General features: G+C 70.1%; 19 protein-coding genes. 10 read left to right on the top strand and 9 right to left on the bottom strand.

Annotated elements, in window-relative coordinates; translation table 11 throughout:
- Positions 1-169 precede the first annotated feature (169 nt).
- The 4 genes from DJ73_RS09910 (at position 170) to DJ73_RS09895 (ending at position 6,429) form a co-directional block, all read left to right on the top strand.
- Positions 170-1,918: a PAS domain-containing sensor histidine kinase gene (locus DJ73_RS09910; RefSeq protein WP_094557864.1), complete on the top strand. Its 1,749-nt coding sequence runs from the start codon at positions 170-172 to the stop codon at positions 1,916-1,918.
- A gap of 183 nt (positions 1,919-2,101) precedes the next feature.
- Positions 2,102-4,213 carry an acetate--CoA ligase family protein gene (locus DJ73_RS09905; RefSeq protein WP_094557863.1) on the top strand — a complete coding sequence of 704 codons (2,112 nt, stop codon included), beginning with the start codon at positions 2,102-2,104 and terminating at the stop codon, positions 4,211-4,213.
- Entirely contained in the window at positions 4,210-5,271 is a 1,062-nt protein-coding gene (locus tag DJ73_RS09900) for a phosphotransacetylase family protein (protein ID WP_094521860.1), read from the top strand. Before DJ73_RS09905 ends, DJ73_RS09900 begins: the two co-directional genes overlap by 4 nt.
- Positions 5,272-5,415: 144 nt before the next feature.
- The gene (locus tag DJ73_RS09895; protein WP_094521861.1) at positions 5,416-6,429 is read left to right on the top strand and encodes a hypothetical protein; all 1,014 of its coding nucleotides are present in this window, start codon (positions 5,416-5,418) and stop codon (positions 6,427-6,429) included.
- A 53-nt stretch (positions 6,430-6,482) separates the two neighbouring features.
- On the opposite strand, the gene DJ73_RS09890 is transcribed toward DJ73_RS09895, so the two are convergent.
- Positions 6,483-7,610 (bottom strand): DUF373 family protein, encoded by a 1,128-nt coding sequence (locus tag DJ73_RS09890; protein WP_094521862.1) that lies wholly within the window; start codon positions 7,608-7,610, stop codon positions 6,483-6,485.
- A 110-nt stretch (positions 7,611-7,720) separates the two neighbouring features.
- Positions 7,721-8,461, bottom strand: coding sequence for a DUF6517 family protein (locus DJ73_RS09885; protein ID WP_094521863.1), 741 nt, complete (start codon positions 8,459-8,461; stop codon positions 7,721-7,723).
- A gap of 169 nt (positions 8,462-8,630) precedes the next feature.
- Between DJ73_RS09885 and DJ73_RS09880 the strand changes: the two genes are divergently transcribed.
- Complete coding sequence (locus tag DJ73_RS09880; protein WP_094557862.1) at positions 8,631-9,629, top strand: radical SAM protein; 999 nt, start codon at positions 8,631-8,633, stop codon at positions 9,627-9,629.
- A gap of 112 nt (positions 9,630-9,741) precedes the next feature.
- The gene (locus DJ73_RS09875; RefSeq protein ID WP_094521865.1) at positions 9,742-10,038 is read left to right on the top strand and encodes a PRC-barrel domain-containing protein; all 297 of its coding nucleotides are present in this window, start codon (positions 9,742-9,744) and stop codon (positions 10,036-10,038) included.
- 200 nt (positions 10,039-10,238) lie between these two features.
- Here the strand turns inward: DJ73_RS09875 and DJ73_RS09870 are convergent, their stop codons facing one another.
- The 4 genes from DJ73_RS09870 to DJ73_RS09855 all read right to left on the bottom strand — a co-directional run bounded on the left by DJ73_RS09870 (position 10,239) and on the right by DJ73_RS09855 (position 13,969).
- Positions 10,239-10,493 carry a preprotein translocase subunit TatA gene (locus DJ73_RS09870; protein ID WP_094526995.1) on the bottom strand — a complete coding sequence of 85 codons (255 nt, stop codon included), beginning with the start codon at positions 10,491-10,493 and terminating at the stop codon, positions 10,239-10,241.
- Between the two features lie 66 nt (positions 10,494-10,559).
- Positions 10,560-11,903 carry an Nre family DNA repair protein gene (locus DJ73_RS09865; RefSeq protein ID WP_094521867.1) on the bottom strand — a complete coding sequence of 448 codons (1,344 nt, stop codon included), beginning with the start codon at positions 11,901-11,903 and terminating at the stop codon, positions 10,560-10,562.
- A 56-nt stretch (positions 11,904-11,959) separates the two neighbouring features.
- Positions 11,960-12,892, bottom strand: coding sequence for a hypothetical protein (locus tag DJ73_RS09860; protein ID WP_094521868.1), 933 nt, complete (start codon positions 12,890-12,892; stop codon positions 11,960-11,962).
- Between the two features lie 84 nt (positions 12,893-12,976).
- On the bottom strand, positions 12,977-13,969 hold the full coding sequence (locus tag DJ73_RS09855; RefSeq protein WP_094521869.1) for a transcription initiation factor IIB family protein: 993 nt from the start codon (positions 13,967-13,969) through the stop codon (positions 12,977-12,979).
- Between the two features lie 199 nt (positions 13,970-14,168).
- Here DJ73_RS09855 and rnhA point away from each other — a divergent pair, with 199 nt between their 5' ends.
- Together rnhA and DJ73_RS09845 are read left to right on the top strand one after the other, a co-directional pair.
- Complete coding sequence (rnhA, locus tag DJ73_RS09850) at positions 14,169-14,765, top strand: ribonuclease HI (RefSeq protein ID WP_094521870.1); 597 nt, start codon at positions 14,169-14,171, stop codon at positions 14,763-14,765.
- Positions 14,752-15,429, top strand: a complete 678-nt coding sequence (locus DJ73_RS09845; RefSeq protein WP_094521871.1) for a hypothetical protein — start codon at positions 14,752-14,754, stop codon at positions 15,427-15,429. Before rnhA ends, DJ73_RS09845 begins: the two co-directional genes overlap by 14 nt.
- Before the next feature lie 139 nt (positions 15,430-15,568).
- Here DJ73_RS09845 and DJ73_RS09840 read toward each other — a convergent pair whose 3' ends face one another.
- Entirely contained in the window at positions 15,569-15,928 is a 360-nt protein-coding gene (locus tag DJ73_RS09840) for a PadR family transcriptional regulator (RefSeq protein ID WP_094521872.1), read from the bottom strand.
- A 398-nt stretch (positions 15,929-16,326) separates the two neighbouring features.
- Here DJ73_RS09840 and DJ73_RS09835 point away from each other — a divergent pair, with 398 nt between their 5' ends.
- Together DJ73_RS09835 and DJ73_RS20965 are read left to right on the top strand one after the other, a co-directional pair.
- Positions 16,327-16,863 (top strand): inorganic diphosphatase, encoded by a 537-nt coding sequence (locus tag DJ73_RS09835; protein ID WP_094521873.1) that lies wholly within the window; start codon positions 16,327-16,329, stop codon positions 16,861-16,863.
- 110 nt (positions 16,864-16,973) lie between these two features.
- Positions 16,974-17,099, top strand: a complete 126-nt coding sequence (locus tag DJ73_RS20965; RefSeq protein WP_254921631.1) for a hypothetical protein — start codon at positions 16,974-16,976, stop codon at positions 17,097-17,099.
- A gap of 10 nt (positions 17,100-17,109) precedes the next feature.
- Here DJ73_RS20965 and DJ73_RS09830 read toward each other — a convergent pair whose 3' ends face one another.
- Both DJ73_RS09830 and DJ73_RS09825 read right to left on the bottom strand, forming a co-directional pair.
- Entirely contained in the window at positions 17,110-17,907 is a 798-nt protein-coding gene (locus DJ73_RS09830; protein WP_094521874.1) for a winged helix-turn-helix domain-containing protein, read from the bottom strand.
- Positions 17,908-17,952: 45 nt separating this feature from the next.
- Complete coding sequence (locus DJ73_RS09825) at positions 17,953-18,201, bottom strand: hypothetical protein (RefSeq protein WP_094521875.1); 249 nt, start codon at positions 18,199-18,201, stop codon at positions 17,953-17,955.
- Positions 18,202-18,260: the final 59 nt, after the last annotated feature.

Below are 18,260 nucleotides of genomic sequence, written 5' to 3'. Positions count from 1 at the left end.
GAACTCGGTGACGACGGCGTCACGCTGACCGTCGAAGACGGGAGCATCGACTCGCTCACCGCGCCCCCCGAGACGACCGGGATCTCTGCCGACTGACTCTGAAACGCCGGTTTTTCGGGCTGATAATCGGGCGATCAGCCTTATGTGCCGCCCGGAGAACCCGTACCGTATGAACGCCGGTCCGGATCCCGAGACCCTCCTGAACCTCGCTCAGGACAAGGTCGTGGTCCTCGACGAAGACGGGATCTATCGGCACCTGAACGCGGCCGCCACCGACGTGATCGGGTTCGACCCGGAGGCGCTCGTCGGGACGGACGCGTTCGATCTCGTCCACCCGGAAGACGAGGGACGGCTCAGGGAGACGTTCGCGGCGGTCGTCGCCGGCGAGGTCGACCCGGACGAACCGATCGAGTACCGGTACGCCACCGCGGACGGCGGGTGGGTGTGGCTCCGGACGCGGGTTCACACCCCCGGGGAGACGGGCGTCGACGGCTACGTGTTGACCTCCCGCGACGCGACCCGCGAGGTGGAGTCGCGGCGGCGCCTGGAGACGATCGCCTCCGTGTCTCCGGACGTGTTCTGGATGTTCTCCGCGGACTGGTCCGAGCTGTTGTTCATCAACGACGCCGTCGAGAGCGTGTTCCACGTCGCCCCCGACCGGCTCCGTCGGAACCCGGAGAGCTTCCTCGACGCGGTCCACCCCGACGACCGACCGTACGTCGAACGAGCGATGGAGCGACTCTCGGCGGGCGAGTCGGCGCTGATCGACTACCGGCTCGGGACGGAAGACGGGACCACCCGGTGGGTTCGAGTGCCCGGCGAGCCGGTCGTGGAGAGCGGGGAGGTCGTCGCTGTCACCGGGTTCGCGCAGGACGTCACCGACGAGTACCGCCGCGAGCGACAGCTCGCCGTGATGGACAACCTGCTCCGTCACACGCTCCGCAACGACATGAACATCGTCGACGGCACCGCGGAGCGGATCGTCGACCGCGTGGCGGCCGCGGACGCGTTCGACCCGGAGGCGTGGGAGAGCGAGGGGGCGGGGACCCCCCCGACCGACCCGGAGGAGCTGGCCGAACTCGGAGCGGCGCTCGCGGAGGACGCCGAGACGGTTCGGCGGGTCGCCTCCGATCTGCTGACGACCGCCGAGAAGCAGCGCGGGGTCATCGACCTGCTTCGCCAGCGCGGCTCGCCGCAGTCGGTGGAGGTCGCCCCCGTCGTCGAAGCGGCGCTCGACATGGTCGTCGACGACTGCGACGGCCGCGGCGAGATCGACGTCAGCTACCGCGGACCGACCGCCGACGGAGCGGCCGGCGTCGAGCCGAACGGCTTCGAGCGGGCCGCCGACCGGGACCGCGACCCCGACGCGACCGCGGACGGCGATCCCGTCGCGAGCCTCTCCGTCTCGTACCCGCGAGGCGTGCGGGCGTTCACGCATCCGGAGCTCGACTACGCGATCGCCGAGCTCGTCGAGAACGCGATCGAACACGCGGAGTCGACGCCGCGGGTTCGGGTCGACGTGACCGAGACGACGGAGTCGGTCGGTATTTCGATCCGCGACAACTGCCCGCCCATCCCCCCGGAGGAGCGGTACGTCATCACCGACCGGTGGGAGATGGACGACCTGCGCCACACGGGCGGGATGGGGCTCTGGCTCGTGTACTGGGTCGCGAACCGATCGGGCGGCGACCTCTCGTTCGACACGCACGCGGACGGCAACGTCGTCACGCTCACCGTCCCGAGCGTCGGCCGGGAGGCGGGCGAGGAGTCGCTCGCGGCGAGACCGCCCGGGCGACCCGAGACGGCGGTGGGACGCGCGAACGCCGGAAGCGACGTCACGGGACACGCGGCCGGGAAAGAAGTCGACGGTCTGGAGGACGTCGGTTCGGGAGCGGGGAGCGGGTCGGGGAGCGATTGAGGACGGGGACAGGGAGCGATTGAGGACGGGGGCAGGAAGCGATTGAGGACGGGGACGAACCGCGCCGATCCGCGGACGGTCCTCGCCCGACCCAGACGGTTCCGAACGGTCGTTCGTTATTGACTCCGCTACCGAAGACGCTCCCACGGATCTTAAGCCACAGGTTCGCGTAGATTCACCTTGATGGGTACGCTCAACGAGCTGTTCGACCCGGATCGGGTCGCCGTCGTCGGCGCGACGTCGCGCGAGGGGGCCGTCGGCCGCGCCGTCACGTCGAATCTCCTCGACGATTTCGACGGCGACACCGTCCCCGTCAACCCGAACTACGACGAGGTGCTCGGGACGCCCTGCGTCGACGAGGTGGCCGACGCCGACGCCGACGTCGCCGTGATCGTCGTCCCGCCCTCGATCGTGTTGGACGCGATCGAGGCGTGCGGCGCCGCGGGCGTCCGGAACGTCGTCGTCATCACCGCCGGGTTCGGCGAGACGGGGGAGGACGGGGCCGCGAGGGAGCAGCGTCTCGCGGAGATAGCCGACGAGTACGACCTCAACCTCGTCGGCCCCAACAGCCTGGGGATCATGTCGACGCCCTCGGGCATGAACGCGACGTTCGGCCCGGAGAACGCGCTCCCCGGCGGGCTCTCCTTTATGAGCCAGTCGGGCGCGTTCGTCACCGCGGTCCTCGACTGGGCCAACGACAACGGGATCGGCTTCAAGGACGTGGTCTCGCTCGGCAACAAGGCCGTCCTCGACGAGACGGACTTCGTCGACCACTGGGGGTCGGACGAGGAGACCGACGTGATCATCGGCTACCTCGAGGGGATCGAGGACGGCCGCGAGTTCATCGAGACCGCCCGCGAGACGACGCAGGACACCCCGATCGTCGCCGTGAAGTCAGGGCGGACGAGCGCCGGCGCGCAGGCCGCCTCCTCGCACACCGGCACGCTCGCCGGCTCCGACAAGGCGTACGAGGCCGGCCTGGATCAGGCCGGGGTCATCCGCGCGGAGTCGGTCGACGAGCTGTTCGACTCCGCCGGTATCCTCGGGAGCCAGCCGCTCCCGGACACCGACAGCGTCGCCATCGTCACCAACGCCGGCGGCCCCGGCGTGATGGCGACCGACGCCGTCGGCGACGCCGACCTCGACATGGCGTCGTTCACCGCCGAGACGAGCGACGCGCTCGCCGAGTCGATGCCCGACGAGGCGAACATCCACAACCCGGTCGACGTGATCGGCGACGCCGACGTGGAGCGGTTCCGCGAGGCCCTGGAAATCACCGTCGCCGACGACAACGTCGGGGCCGCCCTCGTGCTGGCCGCCCCCACGGCGACGATCGACTTCGCAGACCTCGCGGACGCCATCGAGGCGGTCAGCGAGGAGATGGACGCCCCCGTGGCCGCCTGTCTGATGGGCGGCGACCGGACGCGCGAGCCGAAACAGCAGCTCCAGGCGCGGGGGATCCCCTGCTACTTCGACCCGGCGCGCGGGATCGAAAGCCTCGCGACGCTCGCGCGGTACCGCGACATCAGGGAGCGCGAGTACGACGACCCGATGTCCTTCGACGTCGACCGCGAGCGCGCCCGCGGGATCCTGGAGACGGTGCGCGACCGCGACGACAACCGCCTCGGCGTCGAGGCGATGGAGCTGCTGGACGCGTACGGGATCCCCACGCCCGACGGCGAGATCGTCGACACGCCCGAGCGCGCCGCCGAGGTCGCCGCCGGCGTCGACGGCGACGTCGTGATGAAGATCGTCTCGCCGGACATCCTCCACAAGTCCGACATCGGCGGCGTCGCCGTCGGCGTCTCGGACGCGGACGTGGCGGACACCTACGAGGACCTGATCACCCGGGCGCGCAACTACCAGCCGGACGCGACCGTGCTCGGCGTGCAGGTCCAGGAGATGGTCGATCTGGAGGACGGCGTCGAGACTATCGTCGGCATGAACCGCGACCCGCAGTTCGGCCCGCTGCTGATGTTCGGGCTCGGGGGCATCTTCGTGGAGGTGATGGAGGACACCACCTTCCGCGTCGCGCCCGTCTCGGAGCCGGAGGCCCGCGAGATGACCGAGGAGATCCAGTCGGCGCCGCTGCTGCGCGGCGCCCGCGGCCGGGACCCGGTCGACGTCGACGCCGTGATCGAGACGATCGGTCGGCTCTCGCAGCTGGTCACCGACTTCCCGGCCATCCTCGAACTCGACATCAACCCGCTCGTCGCACTGCCCGACGCCGACGGGGCGAACGCCGCCGCCGTCGACGTGAGACTCACCGTTGACCCGGAGGAACTCGACCAATGACAGACACCACCACGACACTCGTCACCGCGACCGGAGAAGGCGCCGGAAAGACAGCGATCACCGTCGCGCTCGCGCGGCTCGCCGCCGACCGCGACCGCAGCGTCGGCTACATGAAGCCGAAGGGGACCCGCCTCCAGTCGAACGTCGGCAAGACGCTCGACCAGGACCCGATGCTCGCCCGCGACGTGCTCGGCCTGGACGCCGAGATGCACCAGATGGAGCCCGTCGTCTACTCGCCGACGTTCGTCGAGGGCGCGATCCGCGGCACCGAGGACCCCGACGCGCTCCGCGACCGGGTCCGCGAGGAGTACGATGAGCTCGCGGCCGAGCGCGACCACATGTTCGTCGAGGGCGCCGCCAGCTGGACCACCGGCGGCGTCGTCGACCTCACCGACGTCGACATCGCCGAGCTGCTCGACGCGCGGGTGGTGCTCGTCGCGGGGTACGGCTCGCCGAACGACCTCGACGACGTGCTCGCGGCCGCCGACGCCTTCGGCGACCGGCTCGCCGGCGTCGTCTTCAACAAGGTCTCCGACGACGCGTTCGACTCGCTCGACCAGGACGGGATCCCGTTCCTCGAGTCGAGAGGGATCACCGTCTTCGGCGCGATCCCGCACGAGAAGGAGCTCGCGGGCGTCACCGTCGGCGAGCTCGCCGACGAGCTCGGCGCCGAGCTGCTCACCGACGCCCCGACCGACGGCTTCGTCGAGCGGTTCCTCGTGGGCGCGATGGGCGGCGACGAGGCGCTGCGGTACTTCCGGCGCGCCCGCGACGCCGCCGTCATCACGGGCGGCGACCGCGCGGACGTCCAGACGGCCGCGCTCGAGGCCTCGGGCGTCGCGTGCCTCGTCCTGACGGGGGGACACCGGCCCTCGGGCGCGGTGCTCGGGAAGGCCGCCGACGCCGGCAAGCCCGTCCTCGCGCTCAACACCGACACCGTCACCGCGATCGATCGGGCCGAGGGGATCGTCCGCAGCGGCCGGACCCGAGACGCGCGCACCGTCGATCGGATGGCGGAGCTGCTCGACGCGCACGTCGACATCGACGCGCTGGTGTAGGAAGGCGACGCGCCGATGTCGGAGGGCGACGCGCCGGTGTCGGGGGCCTCCGGGGGCGCCGTCACCCCCGCAATCGCCGCCCCGTCCGTCGCCGCGGGCGAACGTCTGACATACTGTTTTCAGGGAGGACGACGTAGGCGGCGTATGACCAGTCTCTCGGAGGCGTACGGCGGACGGGGACGCTCCGAGGTCGACCCGCGTCGGCTCTACCTCGGCGTGGGCTCGTTCGTCGCCGGAACCCTGCTCCTCGTCGTCGGGCTCCTCGTCGCCGCGGAGGTCACTCTCCCGAGCGGCTACAGCTCCGGCGAGGCGCGGCGGCTCGGCGGCGTGCTCGGCGGCGTGGGCGTCCCACTGGTGTTGCTCGGCGTGATGGCCGTCCTCCCCGCGGACCGCAACACGCGGGTCGCCGCCGTCGTCGGGGCGAGCGTGATGTGCCTCGGCGTCGCGCTGTTCGCGTACGCCTACCCCTACCACTGGGTCAGCGGACCGCGACCGGAGCTGACCGACCTCACGCTGCCGACGGCGGGGCTGTACTTCGTCGGCGCCGCGACGGCGCTGTGGAGCGTCTTCGTCGGCGTCGCCAACTTCAAGACGCGCAACGACCCCGGCGGCACCGTCACGATGGAGGTGACCCACAAGGGCGAGACGAAGATCATCGAGGTCGGCCGAGACCAGATCGACGGGATGGGCGGCGTCGGCCTCCTCGGCGGGACCCCCGACGGCGACGTGGAGACGCAGACGAACCGACCGGACCGAGCGGGACGGACGGACGCGACGACCGGGAACGGAGCGACGACGAGTTCGGGAACCGGTCTCGGCACGGGCTCGTCCGGAGGCGTCTCGGGCGAGCGACGGGGGGGCTCCGCCGGCGTGAGCGACGGCGGCGAGGCCGACACCGACATCCGGTCGCCCCTCGGCGACGCGGGACCCGCCGACGGGCCGAACGGACCCGCGGGTCCGGGCTCAGACGGGCGGGCCGGCGCCGACGTCTCGCCCGGCGTCGACGCCGCCGCGCGGGACGGCCCCGGCGACACCTACTGCGGGAACTGCACGCACTTCGACTACGTCCGGACCGATCAGGGGATGCAGCCGTACTGCGACCATCACGACGAACTGATGGACGACATGGACGCCTGCGAGGAGTGGACGCCCCGGTAACGGACCCGGCCGCTCCGCCGCCGTCCCGCTCCGCCGCCGTACCGCCCCGCAACCTACCCGCTCTTTCGCTCGCCGACGCCCGTCGCCGACGGGAGCTGCGACTCCGCGACGGCGAACGCGAGCGTGCTCAACACGGCCGTGAGCGTCCCGGCCGCGAGCGCCATCGCGAGGTCCGGGAGGCCGAGCGACGTGACCCCCCGCGCGTCCGGGAGGAAGAAGCCGGAGACGGCGTACAGCACGACCGCGATGGAGAGCACGTAGAAGGGGGCGTTGAGGTACCGCCACCGGAACCGGCCGCCGAGGTACTCGTCGGTGATCTGACCGAGGCTGGAGGTGACGCCGGCGACCGCGAGCCACTGGACGAACCCGTGGACGAACGCGGCCAGCGTCACGCCGGCGGTGATCGACCCGCCGCGGACAGCGCTGACCGTCTCGACCGTCTCGACGCCCTGCACGCCGCCGACGACGATCAGCGCGAGCGCGACGACGTACGTGACGAGGGTCACGCGCCCCGTGTAGAGGACGTTCCGCACCGTCGAGGCCGCCCCGTCGACGGTCTCCTCCAGCCCGAGCCCGCGGAACAGCGAGTAGAGTCCGACGAGCCCGGAGAGGATCCCCAAGACCGCCGCGCCGGCGACGTCGAAGAGGTTCGCGACGACGACCAGCGGATAGATGAGGAGGAGGACGCCGAGGGGGACGAGAATCGTGCCGCGGGTCTCCGGGTCCGCGAGCACCTGCTTGATCGTGTAGTAGAGCGATTCGAGGTCCTGCGCCTGCCGGACGACGACGCGTCGCATCCCGTCGATCGGCATCCGCGAGCGGATCACCGGGAGGACGGATTCGTCCTGCGCGCCGTCGGTGATGACCACCGCGGAGACCTCCTCGCCGGTCGACAGCTCGGCGAGGACGCGGTCGACCTCCTTCCCGACCGCGCGGTTCGCCTTCACGTCGGACCCGTCAACGCCGGTGACGGCGGCGACCTCGACCGCCTCGCCGCCGGCCGCGAGTTCGTCGTGGACGTTCACGCCCTGGAAGAGGACGTTCACGTCCGAGTCCTCCGGGTCGGCCGTCGCGAGCGCGACGGCGGCCTCCGTGACGTCGTCGGCGCCGATCACCGGGGTCGGGATCCCGGTCTTGCGGCCGAGGTCGTCGTCGAGGTCGACGCAGAGGACCAACAGCATTACGCGACGCTATGCGAGGGGCCGGCATATGTTTTCGGCTCGGAGCGGCGGCGCACGGGGGCGGGAGTTTCCGGCCCGTGTGCCGGTCGCGTCTCCTCGGTCGGGTCGGCTCAGTCCCCGCCCGACGCCGGCTCGTGTTCGATCCCGTTCATCATCTGGCGGACGTTCTCGCCGTCGCTGAATGCGGCCGGGTACGCCGCGAGCGGGAGGACGAAGTCGTCGCCGGCCGCGACCGGCTCGCCGATGTGAAGCTCCAGTTCCGTGCTCGTCCCCGTCCCCTCGATCTCTCCCTCGGCCGTGTACACGACGACCTCGGCGTCGGCGCCGAGGACCGTCGTCGTGTACTCCGAGCCGCGCTCCAAGTCGCCGACGTTCTCGTAGCGGTTCAGGATGAGCTCGGCTCGATCGCGGGTGCTCATCTCGGCGATCGGGTTGAGCGCCTGCCCGAGCACCCGCACCTGCGGCGTCGTCACCGCGGCGAAGACGGCGGCCTGGTAGCGCTGGCCGAACAGCTCGACTGCCTTGTCGTACTCGGCGACGGTGTTCGTCACGCGGACCTCTCGGGTTTGTCCGCCGACCTCGAACTCGCGCGAGACGGTCCGGTCGGTCACCTCGTTGAGCTCGTACCCGCTCTCCGACAGCGTCGCGTCCGCGACCGTCGCGGTCCCCGCGGTGAACTCGGCGGGCTCGCCGGTGGCGACGTCGAGCGCGGTGCAGCCGGCGAGGCCGGCGAGCGCGACTGCACCGCCGGCGGCGAGCGCGCGACGGCGAGTGTACGGCCCGGCGTCGGCCGACTCGGACCCGGCGTCGGCTGACTCGGCTCTCTCGTCTGCGGTCGGCTCTCCGGTCATGGCTCCCGGTCGCGTCGGGGACGGTACATACTTTGTGTTCGTCCGGCCCGAGCGGTCGGGTCGCCGGCGCGTCACGCTCGCGGCGCCCGCGACACCGGCGTGATAACGCCTCTCCCGGGAACGCGGAGTTCGCACGCTTTTTCACGCCGCGGCCGGTAGGAGGGGACAGATGATCTCCAAGGGCTGTGAACAGTGCGCCAAGGGCGGTAAGATGGTGCTGTTCGTCTACGGCTACTGCGACCAGCGGGACTGTTTCTACTGCCCCCTCGGAGAGAACCGGAAGAACGTCACGGACGTGTACGCCAACGAGCGGAAGGTGGAGTCCGACGAGGACGTGATCGAAGAGGCCAAGCGCATGAGCGCGCTCGGCACCTCGATCACCGGCGGCGAACCGCAGGAGGCGATGGCGAAGACGACCCGCTACCTCGAACTGCTGAAAGACGAGTTCGGCGGAGACCACCACACGCACCTGTACACCGGGATCACGGGGGGCCGTGAGAACATGCGCCGCCTCTCGGAGGCGGGGCTCGACGAGATCCGCTTCCACCCGCCGGTGGAGCTGTGGGGCGACATGCACGGGACCGAATGGGAGGAGATCCTGTACATCGCCCGGGAGGAGGGGCTCACGCCCGCCTTCGAGATCCCCGGCATCCGCGCGGAGCCGGAGTTCCTGGAGTTCTTAGACGAGGGCGCCGCGGAGTTCTGTAACATCAACGAGTTCGAGATGTCCGACGGTAACTACCGCCGGATGCAGGAGGAGGGGTTCGAGCTACAGGAGGGCCACATGTCCGCCGTCGAGGGATCGAAGGACGACGCGATCGTCTCCGAGATGGCGAGCCACGAGAAGGTGTACTTCTGTACGTCGGTGTTCAAAGACGCCGCCCAACACCGGAACCGGCTCAAGCGGATGGCGAAGAACATCCGCCGCGAGTTCGACGAGGTGACCGACGACGGCACCCTCGTCTACGGAAAGGCGTTCGCCGACCCCGAGCGGTTCGAGTCGCTCGGCGTCCCCGAAGACTTCTACACCGTCAAGTCGGACCACGTCGAGATCGCGTGGTGGCTCTTAGAGGAGATGATCGAGGACGGCGACCTCGACGAGGGGGAGATCGTCGAGCAGTACCCGACCGTCGACGGGACCGTCGTCGAGCGGACACCGGTCGCCTGAGCGGCGACTCGGTCCTCGCCTCCGCGTCGCATCGGCACGATATCGATCTTCCTTCTTCTGTGGGACGCGACCACATACCACACTTATGAGGGACCGGTGCGTACCCCCGCGCATGGCCTCCGAAGAACCCGTATTCGCCGACGTGAGCATCGGACAACCGGTGTACGACGAGGACGGCGAGGAGCTCGGGACGGTACGAGGAGTCGACGACGACGGCTTCTACGTCACGTCGCCGTCGGAGTCACGGCAACTGGGGCTCACCGACGCCCGCGACGTGTTCGGCACCGCCTACGTGATGTGGCGCTGTTGGGAGTGCGGCGAGATGGGCGAGATCGGGACGGAGCTTCCCGATAGCTGCCCGAACTGCGACGCGCCGCGCGAGGACCTGTACTACTGGGCGGAGGACTGATACGGAGTGTTAACGACGACGGGAGCGAGCGACGCGGGCAGAGAGTTTGGGGTTTCTACCCAAACGTGAGCTGTCGCTGATCGGGATTTATCATCGAATCACGTCGCGGTGAATCCCTCCGTAGCAGCCGCTCGCGGGGCGAGAGCGAAGCTCTCGCTCACAGCCGGCGCTACGCACCGGCGACGCCACCGCATCGGGGTTTATAAGCTATCGTCGTCGCCGTCGCGGCTGTCCGGCTCGTCGTCCACCTCCTCGCGGAGGCGTTCGACCTCCGCCTCCAGGTCCGCGATGCGGTCGGCGTCCGCCTCCTCGCCGCCAGAGCGCAGTTTGAGGAACACCACGCCTGCCGCGATGAGAACGATTGGAACGCCGAAGAGGAGGACGAGGATGATCAGGATGATCACGAGCTCGGGACCGGCTGGAACGCCGCCGAACGCGGGGACGGTGGGAACCATGAGGCCACACACTCGGTGACGCGACTAAAGCGATCGGGGCGGGGACCCGCCGTCGCCTCCGCGACCTCACCCGACGTCGGCGAAGTCACTGAGATTCGCCTGCAGCCCGGCCGCCAGCGTCGACTTCCGCCGCAGGCGACCGAGCGACACCGGGAGGTGCTCGGCGACGCCGCGGACCGCCTCGCCGAACGTCTCGGCGGTCCCGCGCTCCCCGTCGAACGCGTTCCTGACGGCCTCGCGCACCTGCCAGACGCCGACGGGGCCCCAGTAGTCGTCGGAGACGTGCCGCAAGACGAGCGCCTTCGCCTGTCGCCCGCGGTCGTCGAGGTGTTCGAGGACGCCCAGCCGGGCCGCGTAGTAGGCGCCGGCCGTCTCCTCGACGTACCCGGTCCGGCCCTCGCGGCCCTCGCTGGCGGCCGCGAGGTAGACGCCCGCCTCGGGGTCCGGGTTCCAGATCGAACCGGGCGACTTCATCTCGACGAGCTCGTACTCCCACCGCCCCGGCGCCAGAACGACCCAGAACGCGTTGCCGAGGTACTCGTTGCGGTGGACCTCGATCCGGTCGACGGTCGGGTTATCGCGGATCGAGCCGCGAAGGAACTGCCCGACCGTGTCGTCGACCGCCGTGATCGACCAGCGCGTCGGGACGAGCCGGCGGTTCTCTCCGCGCCCCAGCGCGCCCGCGGAGAGGATCGTGTTGATCTCGTACACGTCGAACCCGCGGCGGTAGAGGTACGTCATCGCGCCCTCGGCGCGCCAGTCGTCGTCCTCCAGGGTCTTCTGTATCGGGCGGGGGACGTGCGGGTTCTCGCCGAGCTCCGCGGTGCGGGCGGCCGCGCGGGGTCCGGTCGGCGTCTTGATGTCCTGCGTGCCGACGTCGAAGTCGAGGTCGGGCGCCCCGTCGAGCCCGATCTCCACGTCGACCGGGCGGTCGGCGATGGCGACCTCCCGCTGGACGCCGACCCAGCCGTTCCACGCGTCGTGGACGCTCGCGGCCGCGTCGGCGCCCGCGGTGACGGAGGCGGAGACGCCCCCCACGGCGTCGGCGCTCGCACCGACGTCCCTGACGTCGACGCCGCGCGCCGAGTTGAGCAGGCTGGTCCGGCGGTCGAACACGTCCGAGATGGAGACCCCTTCGTCGTACCACGACGCGGAGGTCTCGAACGCGGCCGCGCGCTCCTCGCGGCCGACCGGCGACAGCAGCCCGGTCGAGACGTTCGGGTAGTCCGAGCGACCGACGAAGATGGAGGGGGAGACGCTGCCGACCACGGCGTCGTCGGAGACGTGCTCCTCGAAGCGCCGCTCGAAGGAGTCCAGGCGGTCCAAGATGCCGTAGTCCTTCTCGGCGGCGAGGCGCCGCCGCTCGGCGCGCTCGTTCGCCTCGAACTCGATGAACTCGTCGAGCCGCATTCGCCGGTGCTAGGGGCGAGTCGGACTTGACGATGTCGCCGTCGGCCGGGCGGCGGTCAGGTCGCGAGCGACGTGACGCCGGCCGGCAGCGTCGCGCCGGTGCTCCACGCGCCGTCCTCGCGCACGACCAGCGGCGCCGGCTCCTCAGCGGCGAACCCGTCGTCGTCGACGCGCAGCGTCCCGCCGACGAGGGCGTCCCCGGTGACAGCCCACGAGACCACGAACGCCGGGTCGGCGGCGGGCACGGGGTCGGCATCGGCGTCGAACTCCCCGTCGTCCGCGGGCGCCGAGAGGGTCACGCCCGAGGGCGCGTCCGGCCCCCAGCGGTTCGCCCCGGCGTAGAGCCGCCCGCCGTGGACGATCGCCTCGCGGAAGTAGTTCGCCCAGAAGTCGCGGAAGTCGGTGTCGAGCCGGTGCCACCGGTCGCCGTCGTCGGTCCGGTAGAGCCCGTTCCCGGTGGCGGCGACGACGCCGCCGTCGCCGAGCACGCGCAGGTCGTGGACGTCGTCGTGGACGCCGCGGCCGTACCGCCGCCAGAACTCCCCGCCGAAGGCGTAGACGCCGCCCGGTTCGAGCCCCGCGAGGACCCCGTCGTCCGGGTGCATGGCGAGCGTCCTGACGCTCGGCTCGCCGTCCGGCGCCCGGTCGCGCCACCGTTCCCCGTGCGGATGCGCGGCGAGGTCGCCGACGGGGTCGAACCGCCAGTCCCCGGTCTCCGGGTCCGGGCTCGCCCGCTGTACGCCGACCGGCCGGGTGCCGACGAGGACCGTCTCCGGACCGGCGAGGACGGAAAACGGGTCCTCGGAGAGCTCGAAGCGGTCCCACTCGGTCCCGTCGGTCGAGCGGAGCAGCCCCTCCTCGGTCGCGGCGATTCGGGCGTCGCCGCTGCGGACGACCTCGCGGACCCGCCCGCACGCGGCGACCCGAGTCGGGTCGTCCAGCGGATCGTCGAGCCGATACAGCCCTCGGTGCGTCCCGCAGACGAGCATGCGTTACGGTACGTGCGCGCGATCCGAAAAACGCCGCGCCGCTCGCCCGCGCCGGCGCCTAGTCGTGGATCCCCGTCGCTTCGTTCAGCTGTGGATCCCCATCGCCTCGATCTGCTCCTGATACCGGTTGCGGATGGTGACCTCGGTCACCTGCGCGACGTCGGCGACCTCGCGCTGGGTCTTCTTCTCGTTACACAGGAGCGAGGCCGCGTAGATAGCGGCGGCGGCGTACCCGGTCGGCGACTTCCCGGAGAGGAGCCCCTTCTCGGCGGTCGTCTCGATGATCTCGTTGGCCTTCGACTGGACCTCCTCGCTCAGTTCGAGCTCGGAGGAGAAGCGGGGGACGTACTTCTTCGGGTCGACCGGACGCATCTCTAAGCCGAGCTCCTGGGAGATGTAGCGGTACGTCCGGCCGATCTCCTTGCGGTCGACTCGGGAGACGTCGGAGATCTCCTCCAGCGACCGTGGGATCCCCTCCTTGCGACAGGCGGCGTAAAGGGCGGCGGTGGAGACGCCCTCGATCGACCGACCGCGGATGAGGTCCTCGTTGAGCGCGCGTCGGTAGATGACCGAGGCGACCTCCCTGACGGATCGGGGGACGCCGAGCGCGCTGGCCATCCGGTCGATCTCCGAGAGCGCGAACTGGAGGTTGCGCTCGCCCGCGTCTTTCGTCCGGATGCGCTCCTGCCACTTCCGAAGCCGATGCATCTGCGAGCGCTTCTTCGAGGAGATGGATCGTCCGTACGCGTCCTTGTCCTTCCAGTCGATCGTCGTCGTCAGCCCCTTGTCGTGCATCGTCTTCGTCGTCGGGGCGCCGACGCGCGACTTCGACTGCCGCTCCGAGTGATTGAACGCGCGCCACTCCGGGCCGGGATCGATCTGTTCCTCTTCGACTATCAGGCCGGTCTCCTCGTGAATCAGTTCGCCGTCCGCCGTCCGCGTCAGGTCCGCGGGGTCGAAGTCCTCCGGGTCTAACTCCTCCGGGTCCAGCTCTTCCGGGTCAATTTCGTTTTCGTCGACGTCCTCGTCCCGCACACGCTGCCGGTCGTGATCCCGTTGCCGGGTGGGCCGTGTCATCGCATTTATATACTATCTTAACGGATTAACTTAAAAGTTCGTGAGAGACGGGGATCGCCCGACCGCGCGGTGAGGCGCCGGCGAGGGACGGTCTTCACCACACCGGCGACGGACCCGACTTCACCGCACCGACGAGGGACGGTCTTCACCGCACCGGCGACGGACAGGCCTTTGACGCGCCGGCGACGACTGCGAACGAATGCCGACGATCGACTGCGATCCGGTGACCGCGCGGACCCGTCTGGAGGACGCCGGCGTCCGGATCGAGCCGGGAAACACCGCCCACGAGCGGTGGCGCGCCGAGCGCGAGGGCGCCGTCGCCGTCGCGTACGACGACAAGGTCGTGGTACAGGGGAGCGACCCGACGCGGCTGACGAACCTCCTCCGCGAGGGGGGCGGCCGCGCGCACGTCTACTTCGACGGCGCCTCCCGCGGGAACCCCGGGCCCGGCGCGGTCGGCTGGTGTCTCGTCACGTCCGACGGCGTCGTCGCCGAGGGCGGCGAGCGGATCGGGACGGTCACAAACAACCAGGCCGAGTACGCCGCACTGATCCGGGCACTGGAGGCGGCCGACGAGTACGGCTTCGAGGCGATCGACGTCCGCGGCGACTCGGAGCTGATCGTCAAGCAGGTGCGCGGCGAGTGGGACGCCAACGACCCCGAACTGCGCGAGAAGCGGGTGCGCGCCAGAGAGCTGTTAGCGCGGTTCGACCGGTGGTCGATCGGCCACGTTCCGCGGGAGATAAACGCGCGCGCCGACGATCTAGCGAACGAGGCACTCGATGACGCGAACTAACGACGAACCCCCGGAGTGGGCGAAGGAACGAGCGCGAGAGGTGATGGCGGCCGAAGAGCCCGAGGGTGACGGGGACGCGGCCGAGGACGGCGCGAGCGACGACGATCGGGTCCCGGACGTGCCGGTCGAGGTCGTCGACGAGGCGGAGCGGCTCACGCGGCTCGCCCGGCGGACCGAGGACGACGCGGCCGCCGCGTTCTACCGCGATCGCCGCGACGAACTCGTCGCGGGTCACGACTACGCCCCGCGGCTCCGCGAGGACGACGACACCCTCGTGTTGTACCCCGACGAGTGGATGGCCGACGGGACGGTGCAGCTCGACCGGATCGAGACCACCGACCGGGCCGTCGAGGTGTCGCTGTCCGGGCCGGGCGACGCCGACCGCTACGACGAGATCGCCGCCTACAACGAGGCGGTCGCCGACGCGGTCGCCGACGCGCACGGCGAGCCGCACGCCGACACCGCCCGCAGCTTCGCGGCGTTCATGAGCAATCACTACGTCCGCGCGGTCGACGACGCCGCGCCCGCGGTGCGCGAGGAGTTCCGGGAGGAGTACCTGCCGCGGAACGGCTGGCCGACCGACGAGCAGCTCGCCGTCGTCGAGGAGTCCCTGACGGTGATCGAGTCGACCGCCGCCGAGGTCGACGGGCCGGACTCGCCGTAGTCGAGCCCCGGATCGGCGGTCGCGGCGGCGACGACGCCGCCGTCGCTCAGAAGGTTGAGGGCGCGCGGTTTTCACCGCGCGTGCGTGTGCCAGAATTGCGTCGGTTAGTCGCCGGTGCGTCTCGCGGGGCCTTCGGGCGTTACTCGCCGAGGAGCGCGCGAATCTCGTCGCCGCGCGCCTCGTCGGTAACGAACCGGTCGAGGACCCACTCCAGCTGTCCGAGGACCGCGTCGTGGCCGGCCTCGGTCAGCTCGTACTGGTTCGTCCGCTTGTCGAGCTCGCTCTTTTCGACGAGCCCGTCCTCGACCAAGTCGTCGAGGTTGGGGTAGAGCCGCCCGTGGTTGACCTCGGAGCCGTAGTACGCCTCCAGCTCGCGCTTGATGGCGAGCCCGTACATGGGTTCCTCCGACAGAATCGCGAGGATGTTCTGTTGGAACGCCGTTAGGTCCGATGCCGGTCGCGCTGCCTCCGTGTCAGTAACTGCTTGTGCCTCTGACATAGTTGACTGAAGGGAAGCCGAACTTATAACCTTTCTCAAGGTTCGTCGGTGTTTAAATACCTAGCTGCGGAAGAAACCCCTGATACCCCCGATATCGGAGCTATCGGATGCGACGCCGCCGATACGGACCGACCGCCGCATCCGAGTGATCGCCGGTCAACGAGACGCATCCGTGACGATCTATCAGACGAGTCGGAAGGTTCGGGTGGAAATTGACAGTTGATCAACTGGTAAACCGGCCGGATGTCGGTCGAGGAACGGGGCTCCGAAACGGCCGGATCGACGAGACGATCGATCAAAAGCGGGGGTCACGTCGACGGGGCTCCGGCCTCGCCGAGGTCGCGACGGCGAGGGGAACCCGAAAGGACTTTGCGACCCTTGGACCGAATATCTGGCACATGGTCAACCTCTGGGAAGAACTCGAGACGGGTCCGGACGCGCCCGACGAGATCTACGCGGTCGTGGAGTGTCTCAAGGGCGAGCGGAACAAGTACGAGTACGACAAGGACATCCCCGGCGTCGTCCTCGACCGCGTGCTCCACTCGAACGTCCACTACCCGTACGACTACGGCTTCATCCCGCAGTCGTACTACGACGACGAGGACCCGTTCGACGTGATGGTGCTCGTCGAGGACCAGACGTTCCCCGGCTGCGTCGTCGAGGCCCGCCCCGTCGCGCTCATGAAGATGGACGACGACGGCGAGCAGGACGACAAGGTGATCGCGGTGCCCACCGAGGACCCCCGTTTCGACCACATCGAGGACCTCGCGGACATCCCCCAGCAGATCCGCGACGAGATAGACGAGTTCTTCTCGACGTACAAGAACCTCGAGGCCGGGAAAGAGGTCGAGACCCTCGGCTGGGAGGACAAGGCGGCCGCGAAAGCGGCGATCGAACACGCGCAGGACCTGTACGCCGACGAGTTCGGCGAGTAGCCCCGAAATAGGAGAATCGGATAACCACTGAACATACCCTCCCGCGGGCGGGATGCGTTATGCCCATGAGTAATTTTTAGTCGGTGCGTCGCGTACGCCCAGACAGAGCTATGAGCGCGAGCACCCCGTCCGTCGGCATCGACCACCCGACGGTCGTCCCCGCCAACTTCGATCCCGACCGCCGCGACGACGACCGCGAGTCCCCGGGGGACTCCGACGGCGACACCGAGGCGTAATCGCCTCAGATCAGGCGTTCTCGACGACGGCGGACAGCCGGCTGGCGTCGGCGACGAACGACTCGAACCGGTCGTCGACCCACTCGACCACCGCCGGGTCCGTGGACTCCAGCACGCATCGGGGGTTGTTCCGGCGGTCGTACGCCGTCACGCAGGCGACGTCGTCGCACCTGAACACGCCGTACTCGATCGGCTCCGGCGAGACGTAGACCGTCGCGTCGTCGTCGTCGAGCGCTCGGTCGGTCGCCGGCCCGAAGTCGGCGATCGACGCCTCGACGACGTCGCGGTCGATGACGAGCTCGACCTCCGCGCCGGCGTCGAGCGCGGTCGCGGCCGCCCGGTTGAACTGCTGGATAACGATCGGCGAGACCGCGCGGATCTCGGCGCCGCAGCCCTCGCGGAGGAGCTCGGTGATCCGGTCGACCGCGGCGAGCGGGTTCCCGTCCGTCGCGACGGTCAGTTCGCCGGCGTCGAGCGCTTCCGGAGGGAACTCGGCGCCCACGCGTTCGAGGTCGGCGGCGAACCCCCCGTACCGGTCGGCGAGCTCCACCTCGTCCAACAGGGCCTCGTACGCGTCGTGGACGCGCTCCCCCGTCGGCGTCACGCGGTAGGTCGCGTCGCGTTTGACGACCCAGTCGCGCTCGCGGAATCCCCCGAGGATCCGCTGGACCGTCGTCCGGGTCGCGTCGACCGCGTCCGTCAGCGCGGCCGGGCGACGCGGCTCCCGCCGGAGCGTCCGGAGGACCGCGACACGGACCGGCGACCCGGCGAGGTACTGTGCGCCGTCGTGTCCGTGGTCGGCCGTCATCGTATACGCGGTGGCTACGGGTACCGCACGCTTAATCGTACCGCGTCACGGCCGGTGCTGGAACGAGACCACCGTCCCGATGGTGTCCTCGCCGTCGATCGTCTCCGTGCGCACGGTGGCACCGACGACCGCGTCCGCGCCGAGCGCCTCCTCGATCACCGCTCGGAGGGCGTCGGGGTCGGCCCCCTCTTGGAGCACCGGGACGCGCACCTGCCGTCGGTTGACCGCGACGTCACCGAGGTCGTAGTCGGTGTGCTCGAACGCCTCCCGTATCGCGGCGGCGGTGTCCGTCATACCCGCTCTCGGTCGCGGGAGGTGAAAAACGGCGGGGCGACCGGGGCGCGCCGTCTCGA

It is taken from the genome of Halorubrum sp. Ea1 (genome assembly GCF_002252965.1).
GTDB lineage: Archaea > Halobacteriota > Halobacteria > Halobacteriales > Haloferacaceae > Halorubrum.
This window is presented reverse-complemented; position numbering and strand designations above follow the sequence as displayed.